Source organism: Croceicoccus bisphenolivorans (assembly GCF_001634625.1).
GTDB classification, from domain to species: domain Bacteria; phylum Pseudomonadota; class Alphaproteobacteria; order Sphingomonadales; family Sphingomonadaceae; genus Croceicoccus; species Croceicoccus bisphenolivorans.
The window spans coordinates 211935-227621 of sequence record NZ_LRSE01000002.1 but is presented as its reverse complement, the minus strand read 5'-3'; the positions used below and the strand labels follow the sequence as shown (position 1 = coordinate 227621).

Genomic DNA, 15687 nt, shown 5'->3' with positions numbered 1-15687 from the left:
GTTAACCTCTTTTTGAGGAATTGTACTTAGGTGATGAATAGCTCGATTGAATGTTTTGGGGGCATCGAAGTAAAATTCGCCAAGACTTTCCAAGAGCCGGGTGAATACCAGTAACTAGTTTGAACCAGGAGACCTACCATGCAGTTTTTCAAGAACCTTCTCGCTGACGAATCCGGCGCGACCGCAATCGAATACGGCCTGATCGCTGCTCTGATCGCCGTCGCTTGCATCACCACGCTGACCGCTGTCGGTGCGGAACTGAACAACACGTTCACGACCGTCAAGGACAAGCTCGTCACCGCCAACACGCCGGGAGCGTAATAGACGGTCTAACCGTTCTTGAGCGAGCGGGCGGCAGGAAACTGCCGCCCGCTTTCGTTTGTGAATGCTTTCGTTTGTGAATTGGGTAATTTGTCTTGCCCTCAAGCGCCGGGCGCGGGCCATCCGGCCCGCTTGGCTTCGCCGCAATAAGCGGCGGCGACCGGTCGGCCTTGCGGGAGTCGCCTTCGGCGCCCCGTTTCAGCGCTGGCTTTCGATTCTCGTGCTAATCTAGGCATCGAGCGAAACCAGCAAGCGCAAACGCGCGTCGCGCCTCTTTGCCGCGCAGGCATGCGGTCTCAGGCGCCGCGCCGGACGCTTGAGACCGCCCACCAATCAATAGGTAACGATCTTCACTCGCTGTCCGGCCTGCAGCGAACTGTTGCTCGCCAGCGAATTGAGCACGAGGAAGCGCTCCAGCTGGTATTTCGGGTAAGCCATCTTGGCCGCGACCGACTGCAGCGTGTCGCCCGATCTTACAGTGTAGACCGAAACCTTGCGCGGCTTCACCGCTGCGGCCTCGGTGGTCGAGATGCGGCGCATGCTCGAATACATAGAGTTGAAGACCGCCGCGTTCCCCGCCTGCGTGATCGTCACGAAGTGGAATGCCTGCGTCTTGGAAAATTCGTAGGCGAAGATCGTCACGTCGACAGATCCGTTGCCAGAATTGACCCGCGCCGTCGCATAGCTGGCCGGAATGCCGTTCACCGTCGTGGATTGCACGGTATAGTCGGTAATCTGCTGCTGCCCGCCCGTCAGCCCGTTGAAAGCATTCTGGATGTAGGCGCGCATGTCACCGTTGTAGGCCGCCCCGGTCAGCTGCCCCTTGCCCGACTGGCCACTGATCGACACCGCGCTGGTGCCGTTGATCATGAAGAAACCGCTCGGTGCCTTGAACTCGAATCGCAGCACCGGGTGCGTGAAGGTATCGCCCTCGACAACGCCCTGCTTCGGATCGTCGCCGTACATCATGCCGTCGATCTTGGTCAGGAACGTGTCCTTGTTGGTCACGTTGCCCGGTTTGCCCTCTGCAACGCTGAGCGCGCGCGAATAGCGACCGGCAGGGTCCGGGTGCGTCGATGCCCATTCGGGCACCTGATTCGACGATCCCATCATCTGGGCATCGAGCGCGTTCTGTTGGGCAAGGCTCTGCAGCACTGTCGCCATCGCGCGCGGATCGTATCCGGCATTCGACAGGTACGCGATGCCCAGATCGTCAGCCTGCGTTTCCTGGCTACGCGAATATTTCAGCGTAAGGAGCTGCGAACCCTGCATCGCGATCTGCTGGCCCAGCTGGCCGATCTGGCTATTGCCGAACAGCACACCCGACAGAATCGCACCGACCGCACCAAGGATCGAGTTCTGCTGCGCCGCCGACTGGCGCTGCTGCGCATGGCGGGCTGCGACGTGGCCGACTTCATGGCCCAGCACGCCGGCCAGTTCCGCCTCGTTATCCATCAGCGCGACCAGCTCGCGCGTCGTGTAGATATAGCCGCCGGGGATCGCGAAGGCGTTGTTCACGGGCGAGTTCAGCAGCGTCACGGTAAAGGCGCTGCGCGCATCGCCAAGGCCCGACTGGACTGCGATGTTCTTGCCGACCTGTTCGACATAAGTCGCCTGCGTGCCGGTGTAGGCACCGCCGAATTCGGCCAGCAGCTGGGGATGCGCTTCTGCGCCCAGCTTGCGTTCCTCTGCGGTCATTGCCTGCGCCTGTCCGGGCGTCACCGGTGCGGTCGACGTCGCGGCGCAACCGGCAAGAGCGAGCGCCGCGCCTGCAACCGAGGCTAGTGCGGCGAAACGGCGATATCCTGCGCGGCGGGAATCGGAACTGCGGTCGGTAAGGCTCGGCATCGGTGGCTCCTCGTTCGGGCGACACCCGTGCCATGCACGGGCGCAAAATACAGGTTCGGGGAGCCGGAAGCCCCTGCGACGGACCACGCGCATCCCCTACTCGGGGATAAAAACCGGAGTTGGCGGTGCTTTGTTCCCGAGCCGCTTGCGCTCAGGCCAGCGAGCCGATCGCCATGAAGCGTTTCGCACGCGCGTCGCGCAGCGCCTTTGCGCTCTTGCCCGACAGTGCGGACAGTTCGCCCGCGATCGCCTTGCCCAGCGCTTTGGACGCGGCAACGGGATCGCGGTGCGCGCCGCCAAGCGGCTCGTCCACCACCTTGTCGACCACGCCCAGCTGCTTCAGGTCCTGCGCCGTGACTTTCATCGCTTCGGCGGCATCGGGCGCCTTGTCGGGCGAACGCCACAGGATCGATGCGCACCCTTCGGGCGAGATCACCGAATAGACCGCGTGTTCCATCATCAGCACGCGTTCGGCACTGGCCAGCGCCACCGCGCCGCCCGATCCGCCCTCACCCACGATGGCCGCGACCATCGGGACCGGCAGGTTGAGGCAAGCCTCCGTCGCGCGGGCGATTGCCTCGGCCTGTCCGCGTTCTTCCGCCTCCACGCCCGGAAACGCACCCGAAGTATCGACCAGCGTGACCACCGGCAGCCCGAAACGGCCGGCCATTTCCATCAGGCGGATCGCCTTGCGATAGCCCTCCGGCTTGCCCATGCCGAAGTTGTGCTTCAGCCGCGACTGGGTGTCGTTGCCCTTTTCATGCCCGATCAGCATGACCTTCACGCCGCCATCGGGCGTGTCGAGCGTGGCGAAACCGCCGAGAATCGCCTGATCGTCGCCGAATGCGCGGTCACCGCCAAGCGGCATGAAATCGGTAAAGGCGTGCGCCACGTAATCGCCGAAGTGCGGGCGCGAAGGGTGGCGCGCGACTTGCGTTTTCTGCCACGGGGTCAGCGACTTGTAGATCGTCGCCAGCTGCCCCTGCGCCTTCTTCTCAAGCCGCGCGACTTCGGCATCGATGTCGAGTTCGACTTCTTCCTGGTCTGCGGCTGCGCGCAGTTCGCCGATGCGCCGTTCCAGCTCTGCAAGCGGCTTTTCGAATTCGAGATAACTGGTCATCGCGATTGCGCTAGTCTGCCTTGCGCCGCGCTGCAAGTCCCCCCGCACCCAGCGGATGGCGCGCGTTCACAAGCTCGACCAGCCGCGCCGAATCGACATGGGTGTAGATCTGCGTCGTCGCGATGTCGGCATGGCCCAGCAGCGTCTGCAACACGCGCAAGTCCGCCCCGCCTTCCAGCAGATGCGTGGCAAAGGCATGGCGCAGGACGTGCGGGCTGACCGACGATGGGGGCAGCCCCGCGCGCCCTGCCAGTTCCCGCAGCATCTGGAACAGGCGGATGCGAGTGATATGCGCCTTGCGCGAAGGGAAGACGTAACGGCTGCCCTTCGGCCGCAGTTCCAGCCAGCGCGACAGGGCCTGCCGCGCCCGCGTACTGACAGGCACCATGCGCTGCTGCCCGCCCTTGCCGGTAATGTGCAGCAGTGGCGCATCGCGCGGCACGGTGTCCAGCGTCAGCGAAACCAGTTCCGTCGCGCGCAAGCCCGAACCGTAGAGCATTTCCAGCAGCGCCAGCATCCGCACCGCCAGCGGATTGTCGCCAGCGGCCTCTTCCTCGGCCTGCACCAGCATCGTTTCCACCTGCTCGCGGCTGAGTAGGCGCGGCAAAGGGCGGCGGATCTTCGGGCGCGGCAATGCACCAGACGGATCATCCTCGCGATAGCCCTCGTCGATCAGGAAGCCGTAGAACTGGCGCAGGGCCGAACAGCGTCGGGCCAGTGTGGACGGGGCAAGATCGCGCCATGCCTTGCCCAATCCGGCCAGATCGTCCGCGCCCGCATCGGCAAGCAATGGCACTTCCTCTTCCGCCGATTCCAGATCGCGGCGATAGGCAAGCAGGGTATTGCGCGCCGCCCCCCGCTCTGCCGAGAGCATCTGCAGGAAGTCTTCAATATCCGGAGCGCCTTTGGGTGTAGCCATGGCTGCCCCCGCCCCGCCCTCAGCCGCGTGCAATCGCCTCTGCGGCGATCATACGCGCCTCTGCATTCAGGCCCGCGGCGTTCAGCGCGCCGACGATGTGGTACAGGTGCACCGGCGTCATCTGCGACCAGCTGGAACCCTGCATGCCGAGCGCGGCGAGATAGGACACCAGGACCTTGTTACGGCGCTGGCCCGCCTGATCGATCGCCTGCGTCCAGCGCGTTTCGCGCCCGATGTCGAAGCCGAGGTCGCCCGAAAGCTCGCCCGCCTTGGCAGGATCGATGCGGCCAAGGCCTGCCAGCCCCGCGATGAAGAAGCGCGAACGGCGCTGCCCCGTGCTTTCGTCCGCATCCATGAATGAACGTGCCGCAGCTTCGCTGACATTCTCGCTAAGCGCAGGGCTGCCGACCATCAGCAGGCCCCAGCCCTGACTGCCGACCTGCACCGTCGATCCCCAGCGCACGGCATTGGCGTCAAGCCCGGCTGCCAGCATTGCCCCGATCAGGTTTCCGGCATCCGCCTCGAACGCGGGATCGGGGTTCAGGCGCGCGGCGGCATAGGCGGTCAGCACCAGCCGCGCGTAGAACCGCTTCGAAAGGTCGCTCTCGCCCCAGATATCGCGCATTGCGCCCAGACGTGCTTCGGGATCGCCGACATAGGCTTCGCGCAGCCGCGCGGCCCGCGTCGCTGCCTCGCCCTCGATCTCGGGGTCGGCGTAGATCTGCGAATAGAGGTCGACCATCGCGGTGCTGGAAAGGATACCTTCCGATCCGGCAACTTCCGATCCGCCCGCCCGCAGCAAAAGCGGCACCGACGGGGACACGGCGGCCAGCCGCATGTACGGCGCGCCGCCCGCATCGAACAGGCCTGCGGGCACTTCCGCGCCGGTCGCCGTAGCAAGGCCGTAACGCCACGGGGTCAGTTCGTCGACATCGTCCCATTCCAGCGTAACCGCGCGGCGCACGCTACCTACGGAGCCTGCATATTTCTGGGCCAGCAGCGAATCGATCTGCGTCCCCTCGCTGCGGCGGCGCTGACGCTCGATCCGGTCCATCCCGCTGTTTTCGCCGGAAAAGCTGCCGCAAATGCCGCGCAGCAGTTCCCAGTCTCGATCCTCCCGCGCGCGGGCGTGCAGGCGCACCATCGGGCAGGCACCGGTAAAATCGCCCAACGCGACATAGGAGTCGTAGGCGCTGTTGATCAGCGCGGGGGAATAATCGGCAGTGTCGACTTCCTGCGCTACGGCGCGTGCGGCGGTTACCTCGCCAATGCGGTTGAGCAGGCCGGTGCGCAGGGCGGCAAATTCCACGCCGTCCATCCCGTTGGGCGCGGCAAGCCGACTGGCCAGCGCGCGGCGCAACAGGATATGGCCCCAGCGCGATACGAGCGGGCCTTTCGTGCCTTCCAGCACACGGCGCACGAACATAGCGTCGTAATTGATCAGCGAATCGGCGCGCATCCCGCCTTCGTAAGTGGCAAGGATGCCGACGATGTCGGTGGAACGGCGCGCCTGCGCGGGAATGTCGAAAGTGGGCTTCAGACCGAGCAGTTCGTCGATCTCGTCCGTGTCCATCTTCTCCAGCTCGTCAAGGCTGGGCAGACGGTCCAGTAAGCGACGGGCCGCTTCGGCGCGGGAGGTCGATCCGGCGGTCGTCGTGGCCGGAACATCCTGCACCACCGGTTGCGACACAGACGGTTGCCCGCCGGACGGAGCAGACGGCGCGGGGCGAGCGGACGGGGCGGGCGCGGGTGCCGGCGCGGGATCGTCGAAACCCGGCGGCAGAAGCGATTCCGGCCCGTCCTGCGCATAGAGCGCGACGGCAGGGGCACTGGCCAGCAGTGCGGCGATCAGGAACTTGCGCGACCGAACCATTCCGAATTTCATCCGCCAACCGTGCCTTCAGGGGCCTGCACCGGCAACTCCTCCTCGATCCAGCGCGGCTCGACAAGCCCGCCATCGATGTAGGCGTAGACCAGCAGCACCACGATGGCGAGAGCGAGAATGGCCCACAGCCGCTTCGATCCTCGCATGAATTTCCCTTGTACCCGCCATCTGCCGTAAATCGCGCGTCCACCGGTTCGGCAGCGCCACGCTTGCGCGCGGGCCTAGCGCAACTATAGGCGGGGCTGCAATGCACGAGAGCGACCCTTCGACCGGCAAATCGGACGGCCCGGCTGATCCAGCGGGTGATCCGGCGCGCCATCTGTTGCCCGATGCGGCGACACTGGCCGACCTGTCGCAGCGGCTGGACCGGCCGGTCGTTCTGGTCGGGCTGATGGGCGTGGGTAAATCCACCATCGGCAAGCGGCTTGCCCACTGCCTCGGCACGCCGTTCGTCGATGCCGACGAAGCCGTGATCGCAGCGGCACAGATGTCGATTCCGGAAATTTTCGAGAAGTTCGGCGAACCCTATTTCCGTGACGGGGAACGGCGCGTGATCGCCCGCCTGATAGAAGAAAACGAGGGCCGCGCCGCGGTTATCGCCACCGGCGGCGGTGCCTTCGTCGATCCCGAAACGCGAAAGCTGATCCTCGATCGCGCCATCGCCGTGTGGCTGGACAGCGATCTCGACACGCTGGTCGAACGCGTCAGCCGCAAGAACACCCGCCCGCTGCTGATCGACAAGGACCCCCGCACCGTGCTGGGCGAATTGATGGCCGTGCGCAATCCGGCCTATGCGCAGGCGCAGATCCGCGCGATCAGCGACACCGGGCCGCAGATGGCCGTCGTTGCCCGCATTCTCACCGCTCTTGAAGGACATGTCGCATGAGCGTCGCCAACACGATTCCCGTCTCGCTGGCCGGACGCCCCTATGACGTGCGCGTCGGCCCCGGACTGCTGGCACGGCTGGGCGAGGAATGCGGCACGATGCTGCGCAAGGACAGCGTGCCGGTGGTGACCGACGCCAACGTCGCCGCGCTCTATCGCGAAACTGTCGATGCGGCTCTGGCGGCGGTCGGCAAGACGGCAAGCTGGCTGGTGCTTCCTGCGGGGGAGAAAACGAAGGACTGGGCGCATCTGGCGCAAGTGATCGATTTCCTGCTGGCAGAGGGCGTGGACCGGAACGACCGGATCGTGGCGCTGGGCGGCGGCGTGATCGGCGATCTTACCGGCTTTGCCGCCGCGATCCTGAAGCGCGGCTGCGGCTTCGTGCAGGTGCCGACGACGCTGCTGGCGCAAGTCGATTCCAGCGTCGGCGGAAAAACCGCGATCAATGTCCCGATGGGCAAGAACCTCGTCGGCGCGTTTCACCAGCCCGCCCTCGTGCTTGCCGATACCGATGTGCTGGGCACGCTCCCCCCGCGCGAATTGCGGGCCGGATATGCCGAAGTGGTGAAATATGGCCTGATCGACGATCCCGCCTTCTTCGAATGGTGCGAGGTGAACGGCCCCGCGCTGCTGGCGGGTGACGATGCAGCGCGGATCGAGGCGGTAAGCCGATCCGTCGCGGCCAAGGCCCGCGTGGTGGCAGCGGACGAGCGCGAGACGACCGGCACGCGCGCCTTGCTCAACCTTGGCCATACTTTCGGCCACGCGCTGGAGGCGGAAACCGGCTATTCCAGCGCGTTGCTGCACGGTGAAGCGGTGGCCATCGGCATGGTGCTGGCCGCCCGCTATTCGGTGCGGCGCGGGCTGATGCACGGGCAGGACGCGCAGCGCATCGCGGCCCATTTCAAGGCCTGCGACATGAAGGCGGAAGTAACCGAACTGGCGCTGGAATGCGACGGGCGGCGACTGGCCGATCACATGCTGCACGACAAGAAGATGGACGCGGGCACCCTGCCCTTCCTGCTGATGCGCGGCATCGGGCAGACGTTTCTGGCCAAGGATGTCGACATCGCCGACATCGCGGCATTCATGGACGAAGAACTGGGGCGCTAATCGCGATCAGTCGGCGTCGCCGGTTGTTTCGGCAGGCGCCGACCCGCCCTGCACCTTTTCGCCGACGGTCGCGGCTATCGCCGACAGCTTGTCCATCGCCTGATCGGGATCGTCGCCCAGCATGATCGAGCCAACCCCGGCGACGAGACCGATCGCCAGCGCGCCGATGACATATGTGGCGGCCGACGTCGGACGCTGAGCCAGATCGCCCTGATGATAGTGCGGGATGGGTTTCTTGTGCTTGGCCACGGCTGACCTTTGCACCGCAGAAAGTAAAATACAGCCTAACGAGTTTGCGAAATTTCAGGCTGCAGATGCACCGCCTCGAAATCCGCCAGCATCGCGGCGTGAAGCAGGGAGCGATGGCACTTTGCCGCATCCCCGCAAAAGCACAGTAGCGCGACCCGATGTTCGCTGGCAAGATCGCGCAACTGCGCCGCTGCGGCCAGCGCTTCGGGCAGTTCAAGCTGGCCTGCATAGACGCTTTCCAGCCCCGCACGGTCGCCCTTGCGCGCGGCCTCGCGGCCTTCCTTCGGCGTGCCCAGCGCCTTGAAATGGCGGTACGCGATCCCCGCCTCCTGCACGGCCCCTGCAAGGGCAGTCTTGGAAAAGCCGGGGCGGCGCGAAAGCGGCAGGGCGCGCACGTCGGCCAGCACCTCGATGCCCGCCGCCGTCAGCACGCCGATAACCGCCGGAACCGTCGCCTGTTCGTAGCCGATGGTCCAGACGCGCTTCATCGGAACAATCGCCGATTCAAAACAGTCTCGACCCATTGGGCACGGCCTTGTCCGGCGCGAACAGCGTCACTTCGCCCGCATCGTCGGCAAAACCCAGCGTCAGCACTTCGGACATGACCGGCCCGATCTGGCGCGGCGGAAAATTCACCACCGCCGCCACTTGTCGCCCGACCAGATCATCGGGCGCATAGTTCACCGCGATCTGCGCGCTCGACTTCTTCGTACCGATCGCAGGGCCGAAATCGATCATCAGGATATGCGAAGGCTTGCGCGCCTTGGCGAAAGGCTCTGCCGAAACCACCGTGCCGATGCGGATGTCGACCTTCAGGAAAGTGTCGAAATCGATAAGTTCGGCAGCGGGGGCTTCGGGATCGTGGAGTAGATGCATTTACTCCAGTTCGAGGATAATTGCGTCAACCGCAAGACTTTCGCCGGCCTTGGCATTCACTTTGGCCACCTTGCCCGCCTTTTCGGCGCGCAGGATGTTTTCCATCTTCATCGCCTCCACAACGGCAAGCGGCTGGCCCGGCTGCACTTCGTCGCCCTCTCCCACGTTCAGCGAAACGAGCAGGCCCGGCATCGGACAGACGAGGAACTTGCTCATGTCCGGCGGGATCTTTTCGATCATGTGCTTGTCGAACTTGGCGACGCGCGTGGGCAGGACGCGCAGCTTGTGTTTTGCGCCGCGCGTCGTGAATTCGAAACCGGCGGGAACGGGCTTGATCTGCACGATCAGCTCCTCGCCACCCTCGCCGTTTTCGTCGGTGTCGAACAGCGCGGCAACGGTGCGCTGGCCCGGCGTATATTCCATGGCCAGATCGACGATGTCGCCGTCCACCGTGATCTCGTCACCCGACAGTTCGGCGTTGTGGAACTCCCCGTCGATCTTCACGCTCCACTTGGCGGGGGGGCGCAGCCGGTCGCCCAGCTGACCGTCGGTGCGGCGCGCACGATCGGCATAGGCGGCAGCGACGAAGGCACCCATCGCGGCCAGCCGCGTGCGCAGCTTGCGACCGGCGGGTGCGCCCTCGAACCCTTCGGGATATTCCTCCGCGATGAAGCCGGTGGTGAGGTCCCCCGAACGGAAGCGGGGATGCTGCATGATGGCAGAGACGAAATCGATGTTGTGGCCCAGCCCCTCGATCTCGAAAGCGTCCAGCGCCTTGATCTGCAGGTCCGCCGCCTCGTCGCGGGTGGGTGCCCAGGTGATCAGCTTGGCGATCATCGGGTCGTAGAACATGGAGACTTCGCCGCCTTCCATCACGCCATCGTCGACGCGGATGCCGCCGTTTCCGCTGTCCACACCGCGAATGCCGCCCTTCCAGCCGGTGACCGGCGGGTCATAGCGCACGAGCCGGCCTGTAGAGGGGAGGAACCCGCGATAGGGGTCTTCGGCATAGACGCGGTTTTCGATGGCCCAGCCGTCGATCTTCACGTCGTCCTGCGTCATCGCCAGCTTGCCGCCGGCGGCCACCTTGATCATCTGTTCGACCAGATCGACGCCGGTGATGCACTCGGTAACGGGATGCTCCACCTGCAGGCGGGTGTTCATTTCAAGGAAGTAGAACGACTGCCCCGTCTTGTCCGCACCGCTGACGATCAGTTCGACCGTACCCGCGCTGTAGTAACCGACCGCCTTGGCCAGAGCGACGCACTGCTCGCCCATCGCCTTGCGCATTTCGGGGGTGACGAAGGGCGACGGGGCTTCTTCCACCACCTTCTGGTGGCGACGCTGGATCGAGCATTCGCGCTCGTTCAGGTAAATGACGTTGCCGTGCTTGTCGCCAAGGATCTGGATCTCGATGTGGCGCGGGTTCTCGATGAACTTCTCGATGAAGACGCGGTCGTCGCCGAAGGAATTGAGGCCTTCGCGCTTGGTCGCCTCGAACCCTTCGCGCACGTCCTTTTCGCTATAGGCAAGGCGCATGCCCTTGCCGCCGCCGCCCGCGCTCGCCTTCATCATCACCGGATAGCCGATGTCGTTCGAAATGCGGACCGCGTGTTCGGTATCGTCGATCTCGCCGACGTAGCCGGGCACGACGTTCACGCCCGCTTCCCTCGCCAGCTTCTTCGATTCGATCTTGTCGCCCATTGCCGCGATTGCATTCACCGGCGGGCCGATGAACTCGACGTTCTCTGCCGCCAGCGCCTCTGCGAACGAAGTACGCTCCGACAGGAAGCCGTAGCCGGGGTGCACCGCCTCGGCGCCGGTCTGCTTGCACGCGGCGATGATCTTGTCGGCGATCAGGTAGGATTCGCTGGCCGGAGCCGGACCGATGTGCACCGCCTCGTCCGCCATTTGCACGAAAGGTGCGCGGGCGTCGGCGTCCGAATAGACGGCCACCGTCTGAATGCCCATGCGGCGCGCGGTCTTGATGACGCGGCAGGCGATTTCACCACGGTTGGCAATCAGGATCTTCTTGAACATCGGTCGGTCTCTCTCCTGTCGCGGCTATTCCGCCGCGACTGCTTGTGGCTCCGGCTCCAGCGACTGGAGGCCAAGGCGTTGGAAAAGGGCATCGTCGCTGCTGTCGCCCGCGTTGGGTGCGGTCAGCAGCTTGTCGCCCGAAAAGATGGAATTGGCGCCTGCCAGGAAGCACAGGGCCTGCGTGCTGGCGCTCATGCTCTCGCGCCCAGCCGACAGGCGCACCATGCTGGCGGGCATCGTGATGCGGGCAACGGCGACGGTGCGCACGAACTCGATCTCGTCGATCTGGGCCAGGGGCGTATCGGCCAGCATGTCGCCCAGCGGCGTGCCTTTAACGGGCACCAGCGCATTGACGGGCACGCTCTCGGGATGCTGCTCCATCGTGGCGAGCAGGTGGACGAAGCCCACGCGATCCTCGCGCGTTTCGCCCATGCCGACGATGCCGCCGCAACACACGTTGATCCCCGCCTCCCGCACGTAGTCCAGCGTCAGCAGGCGGTCGGCAAGGCTGCGGGTGGTGGCGACACGCTCGTAATATTCCGGTCCGGTGTCGACGTTGTGGTTGTAGTAGTCGAGCCCCGCTTCGGCCAGCTGGTGCGCCTGGCTTTCGGACAGCATCCCCGCGGTCATGCAGGTTTCCATGCCCATCGCCTTTACCTGCCGCACCATGTCGGTCAGCGCGGGCATGTCGCGTTCCTTGGGATTGCGGAATGCCGCGCCCATGCAAAAACGGGTCGATCCCATGTCGCGGGCCTGCGCTGCGGATTGCAGGACCTGCTGCACTTCCATCAGCTTGGTCGCCTTGACCTCGGTCTCGTTATGCGCGCTTTGCGAGCAATAGCCGCAGTCTTCGGGGCAACCGCCAGTCTTGATCGACAGCAGGGTGGAGCGCTGGACCGCGTTGGGCTGGTGATTGGCGCGGTGTACCTCCGCGGCGCGGAACACCAGTTCGGTGAACGGCAGGTCGTAAAGCGCGGCGATTTCCTCGCGGGTCCAGTCGGATCGGGGTGCAGTCTTCATGCGGCTTGCTTTCCGTTGGCGCGCTGGCGGGCATATTCGGCCAGCGAGTGGGCATAATGCGGCGCGGCGCGGCGATTGCCCTCGCCTTCGCCGAACCCGTCGATGGACTGCGCGATACGAGCGACAGCGGCATCGGACAAGCCACCCAGCGCAGCACGCTGAATCCCGATGGTAAAAACGATGGCCTGCGATTTCGGCAGGCGGCGCAAGGTTTCACGCTCGCACCGGACGAACAGCGTTTCGCCCGCATTCTCCGCCGTGACATGGGCAAAACGCGTTTCGGGCGCGTCCACGGGCATGTAGCGCAAGGCATCGCTGGCCAGCACGAAGGCATTGGTGCGCCCGAAGACGTGGGGTGCGCGCAATCCTTCGAGGAAACGGTCAACGCCCGCAGCCAGCTGTTCGGCATAGCCATCGATGGGTTCATGCACTTCCATCATCGGGCGGCCCATTTTGGCAGACAGGTGCCAGTCGGTCGGGAAAGCCACCGCCGCGCCGGTCAGGCGAAAACGCTTGCCGGGCGCATCCTGCGTCAGGATGCAAAAATCCTCCCAATGCGCGCGGGCGACCTGTTCCAACCCGCCGTCCACGCCCAGCATCGCGGCCAGTTCCGCCTCTGCCGCGCGCGCTTCGGGCAGGACCTGCACCGCTTCGGGATGCGCATCGAACGCCGCCGCCCGCGTGGCAAGATCGGGATCGCGCTGCAGCCACTCACTCTCGGCCAGACGCACCAGCCCCATGCGCAGCGGGCCGGAAACCCGCGCGTCGGGAAGCAGCGTCTCTACCGAGAAGCCCAGCGTCACAGCGGCTTCCTCGCCAAATATACGCCCAGCACCATGACCGCGATGCCCAGCAGGCGGCGCGCGGTCAGGGCAGAGGGCATGGCGCCCAGCCAGCCGAAATGGTCGATCGCCGCCGCCGCGACCAGTTGCCCCAGCAACACGAAGAAGATCGCATTGCCCACTCCGATGCGCGGGGCGGCAAACGACACGCTGGCGGCGTAGAACAGGATGAAAACCGCGCCCATCCAGATCCATGGCCGGTCGAATTGCAGCGTTTCGCGCGCGGGCAAGCCGTTTATCGCCAAGAGGATCAGCGCCACGGCAAAACCCACCGCGAAAGCCGCAGCGGTTGCCGCGATCGGCCCGCCCAGTTGCTGGCCCAGCGACGAATTGAGCGCCGCGAACACGGGAATCCCCAGCCCCGCGACGAACATCATCGCCGCGATCCAGAAAAATCCCATGTGCGACTGGCCGCTCATTACTCTGCCGCCTCGTTGAGTTCCTCACCGGCAGGCGGCATGTTGTGCCCCAGCAGGCGCAACAAGTCGGCGGCGCATTCCACCACGTTGGAGCCGGGACCGTAGATGCCCTGAACCCCCGCATCGCGCAGGTACTGGTAATCGCTGGGCGGGATCACGCCGCCAGCGGTTACCTTGATATCCGCGCGGCCTGCCTGCTTCAGCAGGTTGATCAGTTCGGGGATCAGCGTCTTGTGACCCGCCGCCAGTGAAGACGCGCCGATCAGGTCCACGCCGTTTTCCAGCGCCATGTCGCGCGTTTCGGACGGGGTCTGGAACAGCGGGCCGGAAACGACATCAAAACCCATGTCGGCAAAGGCGCTGGCAATCACGTTCGCACCGCGATCGTGCCCGTCCTGCCCCATCTTGGCGATCATCACCTTCGGCTTGCGGCCAAGGCGGCGCGCCACGGCATCGACACCGTCGCAAACCGCCTGATAGCGGCTGTCCCCGGCATAGGCCGCGCCATAAATGCCCTTCACCGGACGCGGCATCGTGTCGTAGCGACCGAAGGCTGATTCCATCGCGTCCGAAATCTCGCCAAGGCTCGCGCGTTCGCGCGCGGCATCGACAGCGAGCGCGAGCAGGTTGCCCGTCCCCGCCGCACCTTCGCGCAGGGCCTTCAGTGCCGCCTGACACTTCGCCTCGTCACGGGTGGCGCGCATCTTTTCCAGCCGCGCGATCTGGGCCTGCCGGACGGCGGTGTTGTCGATGTCCAGCGTCTCGATCTGGTCCTCGTCCTTCAGGCGGAACTTGTTGACGCCGACGATGACGTCATCGCCCTTGTCGACGCGGGCCTGGCGGGCGGCGGCGGCTTCCTCGATCATCGCCTTGGGCCAGCCGGCGTCCACCGCCTTGGCCATGCCGCCTTCGGACTGCACACGCTCGATAATCGACCACGCGTCATCGACCAGCGCCTTGGTCAGCGCCTCGACGTAGTAGGAACCGCCAAGCGGATCGACCACGTTGGTCATGCCCGTTTCTTCCTGGATCACGATCTGCGTGTTGCGCGCGATGCGGGCGGAAAAGTCGGTGGGCAGCGCGATGGCTTCGTCCAGCGCGTTGGTGTGAAGCGACTGCGTGCCGCCCAGCATCGCGGCCATCGCCTCGATCGTGGTGCGCATGACGTTGTTGTACGGGTCCTGTTCCGTCAGGCTGACACCGCTCGTCTGGCAGTGGGTGCGCAGCATCTTCGACCGTTCGGACTTCGCGCCAAGTTCGGTCATCGCGCGGTGCCACAGCGTACGGGCCGCACGCAGCTTGGCGATTTCCATGAAGAAGTTCATGCCGATGGCGAAGAAGAACGACAGGCGCCCCGCAAACTTGTCGATGTCGAGACCGCTGGCCACGCCGTACTTCACGTATTCCATGCCGTCGGCGATGGTGAACGCCAGCTCCTGCACCTGCGTCGCACCGGCTTCCTGCATGTGGTAGCCGGAGATCGAGATGGAGTTGAACTTCGGCATGTGGTCCGCCGTGTAGGCGAAGATGTCCGAAATGATCCGCATGCTGGGTTCGGGCGGATAGATATACGTGTTGCGGACCATGAACTCCTTCAGGATGTCGTTCTGGATGGTCCCGGTCAGCTGGTCGGGCGACACGCCCTGTTCCTCTGCCGCGATGATGTAGAAGGCAAGGCACGGGATCACCGCGCCGTTCATCGTCATCGACACGCTCATTTCGCCCAGCGGGATCTGGTCGAACAGGATCTTCATGTCCTCGACGCTGTCGATCGCAACGCCCGCCTTGCCGACGTCGCCCACGACGCGCGGATGGTCTGAATCGTAGCCGCGGTGCGTCGCAAGGTCGAACGCGACCGAAAGCCCCTTCTGCCCCGCGGCAAGGTTGCGGCGATAGAATGCGTTGGACTCTTCGGCAGTGGAGAAGCCCGCGTACTGGCGGATGGTCCACGGACGGCCCGCATACATCGATGCCTTCACGCCGCGCGTGAACGGGGCGAAACCGGGAAGCCCCGGATCCCAGCCTTCGAGATCGGCTTCTGTATAGAGAGGCTTGACGTCGATCCCTTCCGGCGTGTGCCAGGTAAGGTCCTTGCCCTTGACTTCCTTGTCGGCAAGGGCCTGCCAGTCGTTCAGCGTCTTGTAGGTCAT

The 15687-nt window shown here is 64.8% G+C and carries 16 protein-coding genes; 3 read left to right on the top strand and 13 right to left on the bottom strand.

Annotated features, from left to right (window positions below; translation table 11 throughout):
* The first annotated feature begins 138 nt into the window (after positions 1–138).
* Entirely contained in the window at positions 139–321 is a 183-nt protein-coding gene (locus A7A77_RS02710) for a Flp family type IVb pilin (RefSeq protein WP_066553133.1), read from the top strand.
* Between the two features lie 333 nt (positions 322–654).
* Here the strand turns inward: A7A77_RS02710 and A7A77_RS02705 are convergent, their stop codons facing one another.
* From A7A77_RS02705 to A7A77_RS17725, 5 genes are all read right to left on the bottom strand, one after another.
* Entirely contained in the window at positions 655–2169 is a 1515-nt protein-coding gene (locus A7A77_RS02705) for a M48 family metalloprotease (RefSeq protein WP_066553130.1), read from the bottom strand.
* A gap of 151 nt (positions 2170–2320) precedes the next feature.
* On the bottom strand, positions 2321–3289 hold the full coding sequence (locus A7A77_RS02700; RefSeq protein ID WP_066553127.1) for an acetyl-CoA carboxylase carboxyltransferase subunit alpha: 969 nt from the start codon (positions 3287–3289) through the stop codon (positions 2321–2323).
* A 10-nt stretch (positions 3290–3299) separates the two neighbouring features.
* A complete protein-coding gene (locus tag A7A77_RS02695; protein WP_066553123.1) occupies positions 3300–4208 on the bottom strand; it encodes a tyrosine recombinase in 909 nt (302 codons plus the stop codon).
* A 19-nt stretch (positions 4209–4227) separates the two neighbouring features.
* Positions 4228–6093, bottom strand: coding sequence for a hypothetical protein (locus tag A7A77_RS02690; protein WP_082835854.1), 1866 nt, complete (start codon positions 6091–6093; stop codon positions 4228–4230).
* Positions 6090–6239 carry a hypothetical protein gene (locus A7A77_RS17725; protein ID WP_156500342.1) on the bottom strand — a complete coding sequence of 50 codons (150 nt, stop codon included), beginning with the start codon at positions 6237–6239 and terminating at the stop codon, positions 6090–6092. Before A7A77_RS17725 ends, A7A77_RS02690 begins: the two co-directional genes overlap by 4 nt.
* A 101-nt stretch (positions 6240–6340) precedes the next feature.
* Between A7A77_RS17725 and A7A77_RS02685 the strand changes: the two genes are divergently transcribed.
* A complete protein-coding gene (locus A7A77_RS02685) occupies positions 6341–6979 on the top strand; it encodes a shikimate kinase (protein WP_082835853.1) in 639 nt (212 codons plus the stop codon).
* Entirely contained in the window at positions 6976–8091 is a 1116-nt protein-coding gene (gene aroB, locus A7A77_RS02680) for a 3-dehydroquinate synthase (RefSeq protein ID WP_066553121.1), read from the top strand. The genes A7A77_RS02685 and aroB overlap by 4 nt, the downstream gene beginning before the upstream one ends.
* Before the next feature lie 6 nt (positions 8092–8097).
* On the opposite strand, the gene A7A77_RS02675 is transcribed toward aroB, so the two are convergent.
* From A7A77_RS02675 to scpA, 8 genes are read right to left on the bottom strand one after another with little or no spacing between them, the layout of a single operon-like run.
* Positions 8098–8340 (bottom strand): hypothetical protein, encoded by a 243-nt coding sequence (locus A7A77_RS02675; protein ID WP_066553119.1) that lies wholly within the window; start codon positions 8338–8340, stop codon positions 8098–8100.
* A gap of 35 nt (positions 8341–8375) precedes the next feature.
* On the bottom strand, positions 8376–8828 hold the full coding sequence (locus A7A77_RS02670; RefSeq protein ID WP_066553117.1) for a DUF488 domain-containing protein: 453 nt from the start codon (positions 8826–8828) through the stop codon (positions 8376–8378).
* Between the two features lie 16 nt (positions 8829–8844).
* Positions 8845–9216: a tRNA-binding protein gene (locus tag A7A77_RS02665; protein WP_066553111.1), complete on the bottom strand. Its 372-nt coding sequence runs from the start codon at positions 9214–9216 to the stop codon at positions 8845–8847.
* On the bottom strand, positions 9217–11256 hold the full coding sequence (locus A7A77_RS02660; protein ID WP_066553108.1) for an acetyl-CoA carboxylase biotin carboxylase subunit: 2040 nt from the start codon (positions 11254–11256) through the stop codon (positions 9217–9219).
* A 24-nt stretch (positions 11257–11280) separates the two neighbouring features.
* Positions 11281–12276, bottom strand: coding sequence for a biotin synthase BioB (bioB, locus tag A7A77_RS02655; RefSeq protein ID WP_066553105.1), 996 nt, complete (start codon positions 12274–12276; stop codon positions 11281–11283).
* Complete coding sequence (locus A7A77_RS02650) at positions 12273–13079, bottom strand: heme-dependent oxidative N-demethylase subunit alpha family protein (protein ID WP_066553101.1); 807 nt, start codon at positions 13077–13079, stop codon at positions 12273–12275. Before A7A77_RS02650 ends, bioB begins: the two co-directional genes overlap by 4 nt.
* Positions 13076–13537: a DMT family transporter gene (locus A7A77_RS02645; RefSeq protein WP_066553098.1), complete on the bottom strand. Its 462-nt coding sequence runs from the start codon at positions 13535–13537 to the stop codon at positions 13076–13078. The genes A7A77_RS02650 and A7A77_RS02645 overlap by 4 nt, the downstream gene beginning before the upstream one ends.
* Positions 13537–15687 (bottom strand): methylmalonyl-CoA mutase, encoded by a 2151-nt coding sequence (gene scpA / locus A7A77_RS02640; RefSeq protein WP_066553094.1) that lies wholly within the window; start codon positions 15685–15687, stop codon positions 13537–13539. Before scpA ends, A7A77_RS02645 begins: the two co-directional genes overlap by 1 nt.

Bases quoted from the DNA above. Each gene is read 5' to 3' on its own strand.
- A7A77_RS02710 (WP_066553133.1), top strand. From the start codon at position 139: ATGCAGTTTTTCAAGAACCTTCTCGCTGACGAATCCGGCGCGACCGCA.
- A7A77_RS02705 (WP_066553130.1), bottom strand. From the start codon at position 2,169: ATGCCGAGCCTTACCGACCGCAGTTCCGATTCCCGCCGCGCAGGATAT.
- A7A77_RS02700 (WP_066553127.1), bottom strand. From the start codon at position 3,289: ATGACCAGTTATCTCGAATTCGAAAAGCCGCTTGCAGAGCTGGAACGG.
- A7A77_RS02695 (WP_066553123.1), bottom strand. From the start codon at position 4,208: ATGGCTACACCCAAAGGCGCTCCGGATATTGAAGACTTCCTGCAGATG.
- A7A77_RS02690 (WP_082835854.1), bottom strand. From the start codon at position 6,093: ATGAAATTCGGAATGGTTCGGTCGCGCAAGTTCCTGATCGCCGCACTG.
- A7A77_RS17725 (WP_156500342.1), bottom strand. From the start codon at position 6,239: ATGCGAGGATCGAAGCGGCTGTGGGCCATTCTCGCTCTCGCCATCGTG.
- A7A77_RS02685 (WP_082835853.1), top strand. From the start codon at position 6,341: ATGCACGAGAGCGACCCTTCGACCGGCAAATCGGACGGCCCGGCTGAT.
- aroB (WP_066553121.1), top strand. From the start codon at position 6,976: ATGAGCGTCGCCAACACGATTCCCGTCTCGCTGGCCGGACGCCCCTAT.
- A7A77_RS02670 (WP_066553117.1), bottom strand. From the start codon at position 8,828: ATGAAGCGCGTCTGGACCATCGGCTACGAACAGGCGACGGTTCCGGCG.
- A7A77_RS02665 (WP_066553111.1), bottom strand. From the start codon at position 9,216: ATGCATCTACTCCACGATCCCGAAGCCCCCGCTGCCGAACTTATCGAT.
- A7A77_RS02660 (WP_066553108.1), bottom strand. From the start codon at position 11,256: ATGTTCAAGAAGATCCTGATTGCCAACCGTGGTGAAATCGCCTGCCGC.
- bioB (WP_066553105.1), bottom strand. From the start codon at position 12,276: ATGAAGACTGCACCCCGATCCGACTGGACCCGCGAGGAAATCGCCGCG.
- A7A77_RS02645 (WP_066553098.1), bottom strand. From the start codon at position 13,537: ATGAGCGGCCAGTCGCACATGGGATTTTTCTGGATCGCGGCGATGATG.
- scpA (WP_066553094.1), bottom strand. From the start codon at position 15,687: ATGACCTACAAGACGCTGAACGACTGGCAGGCCCTTGCCGACAAGGAA.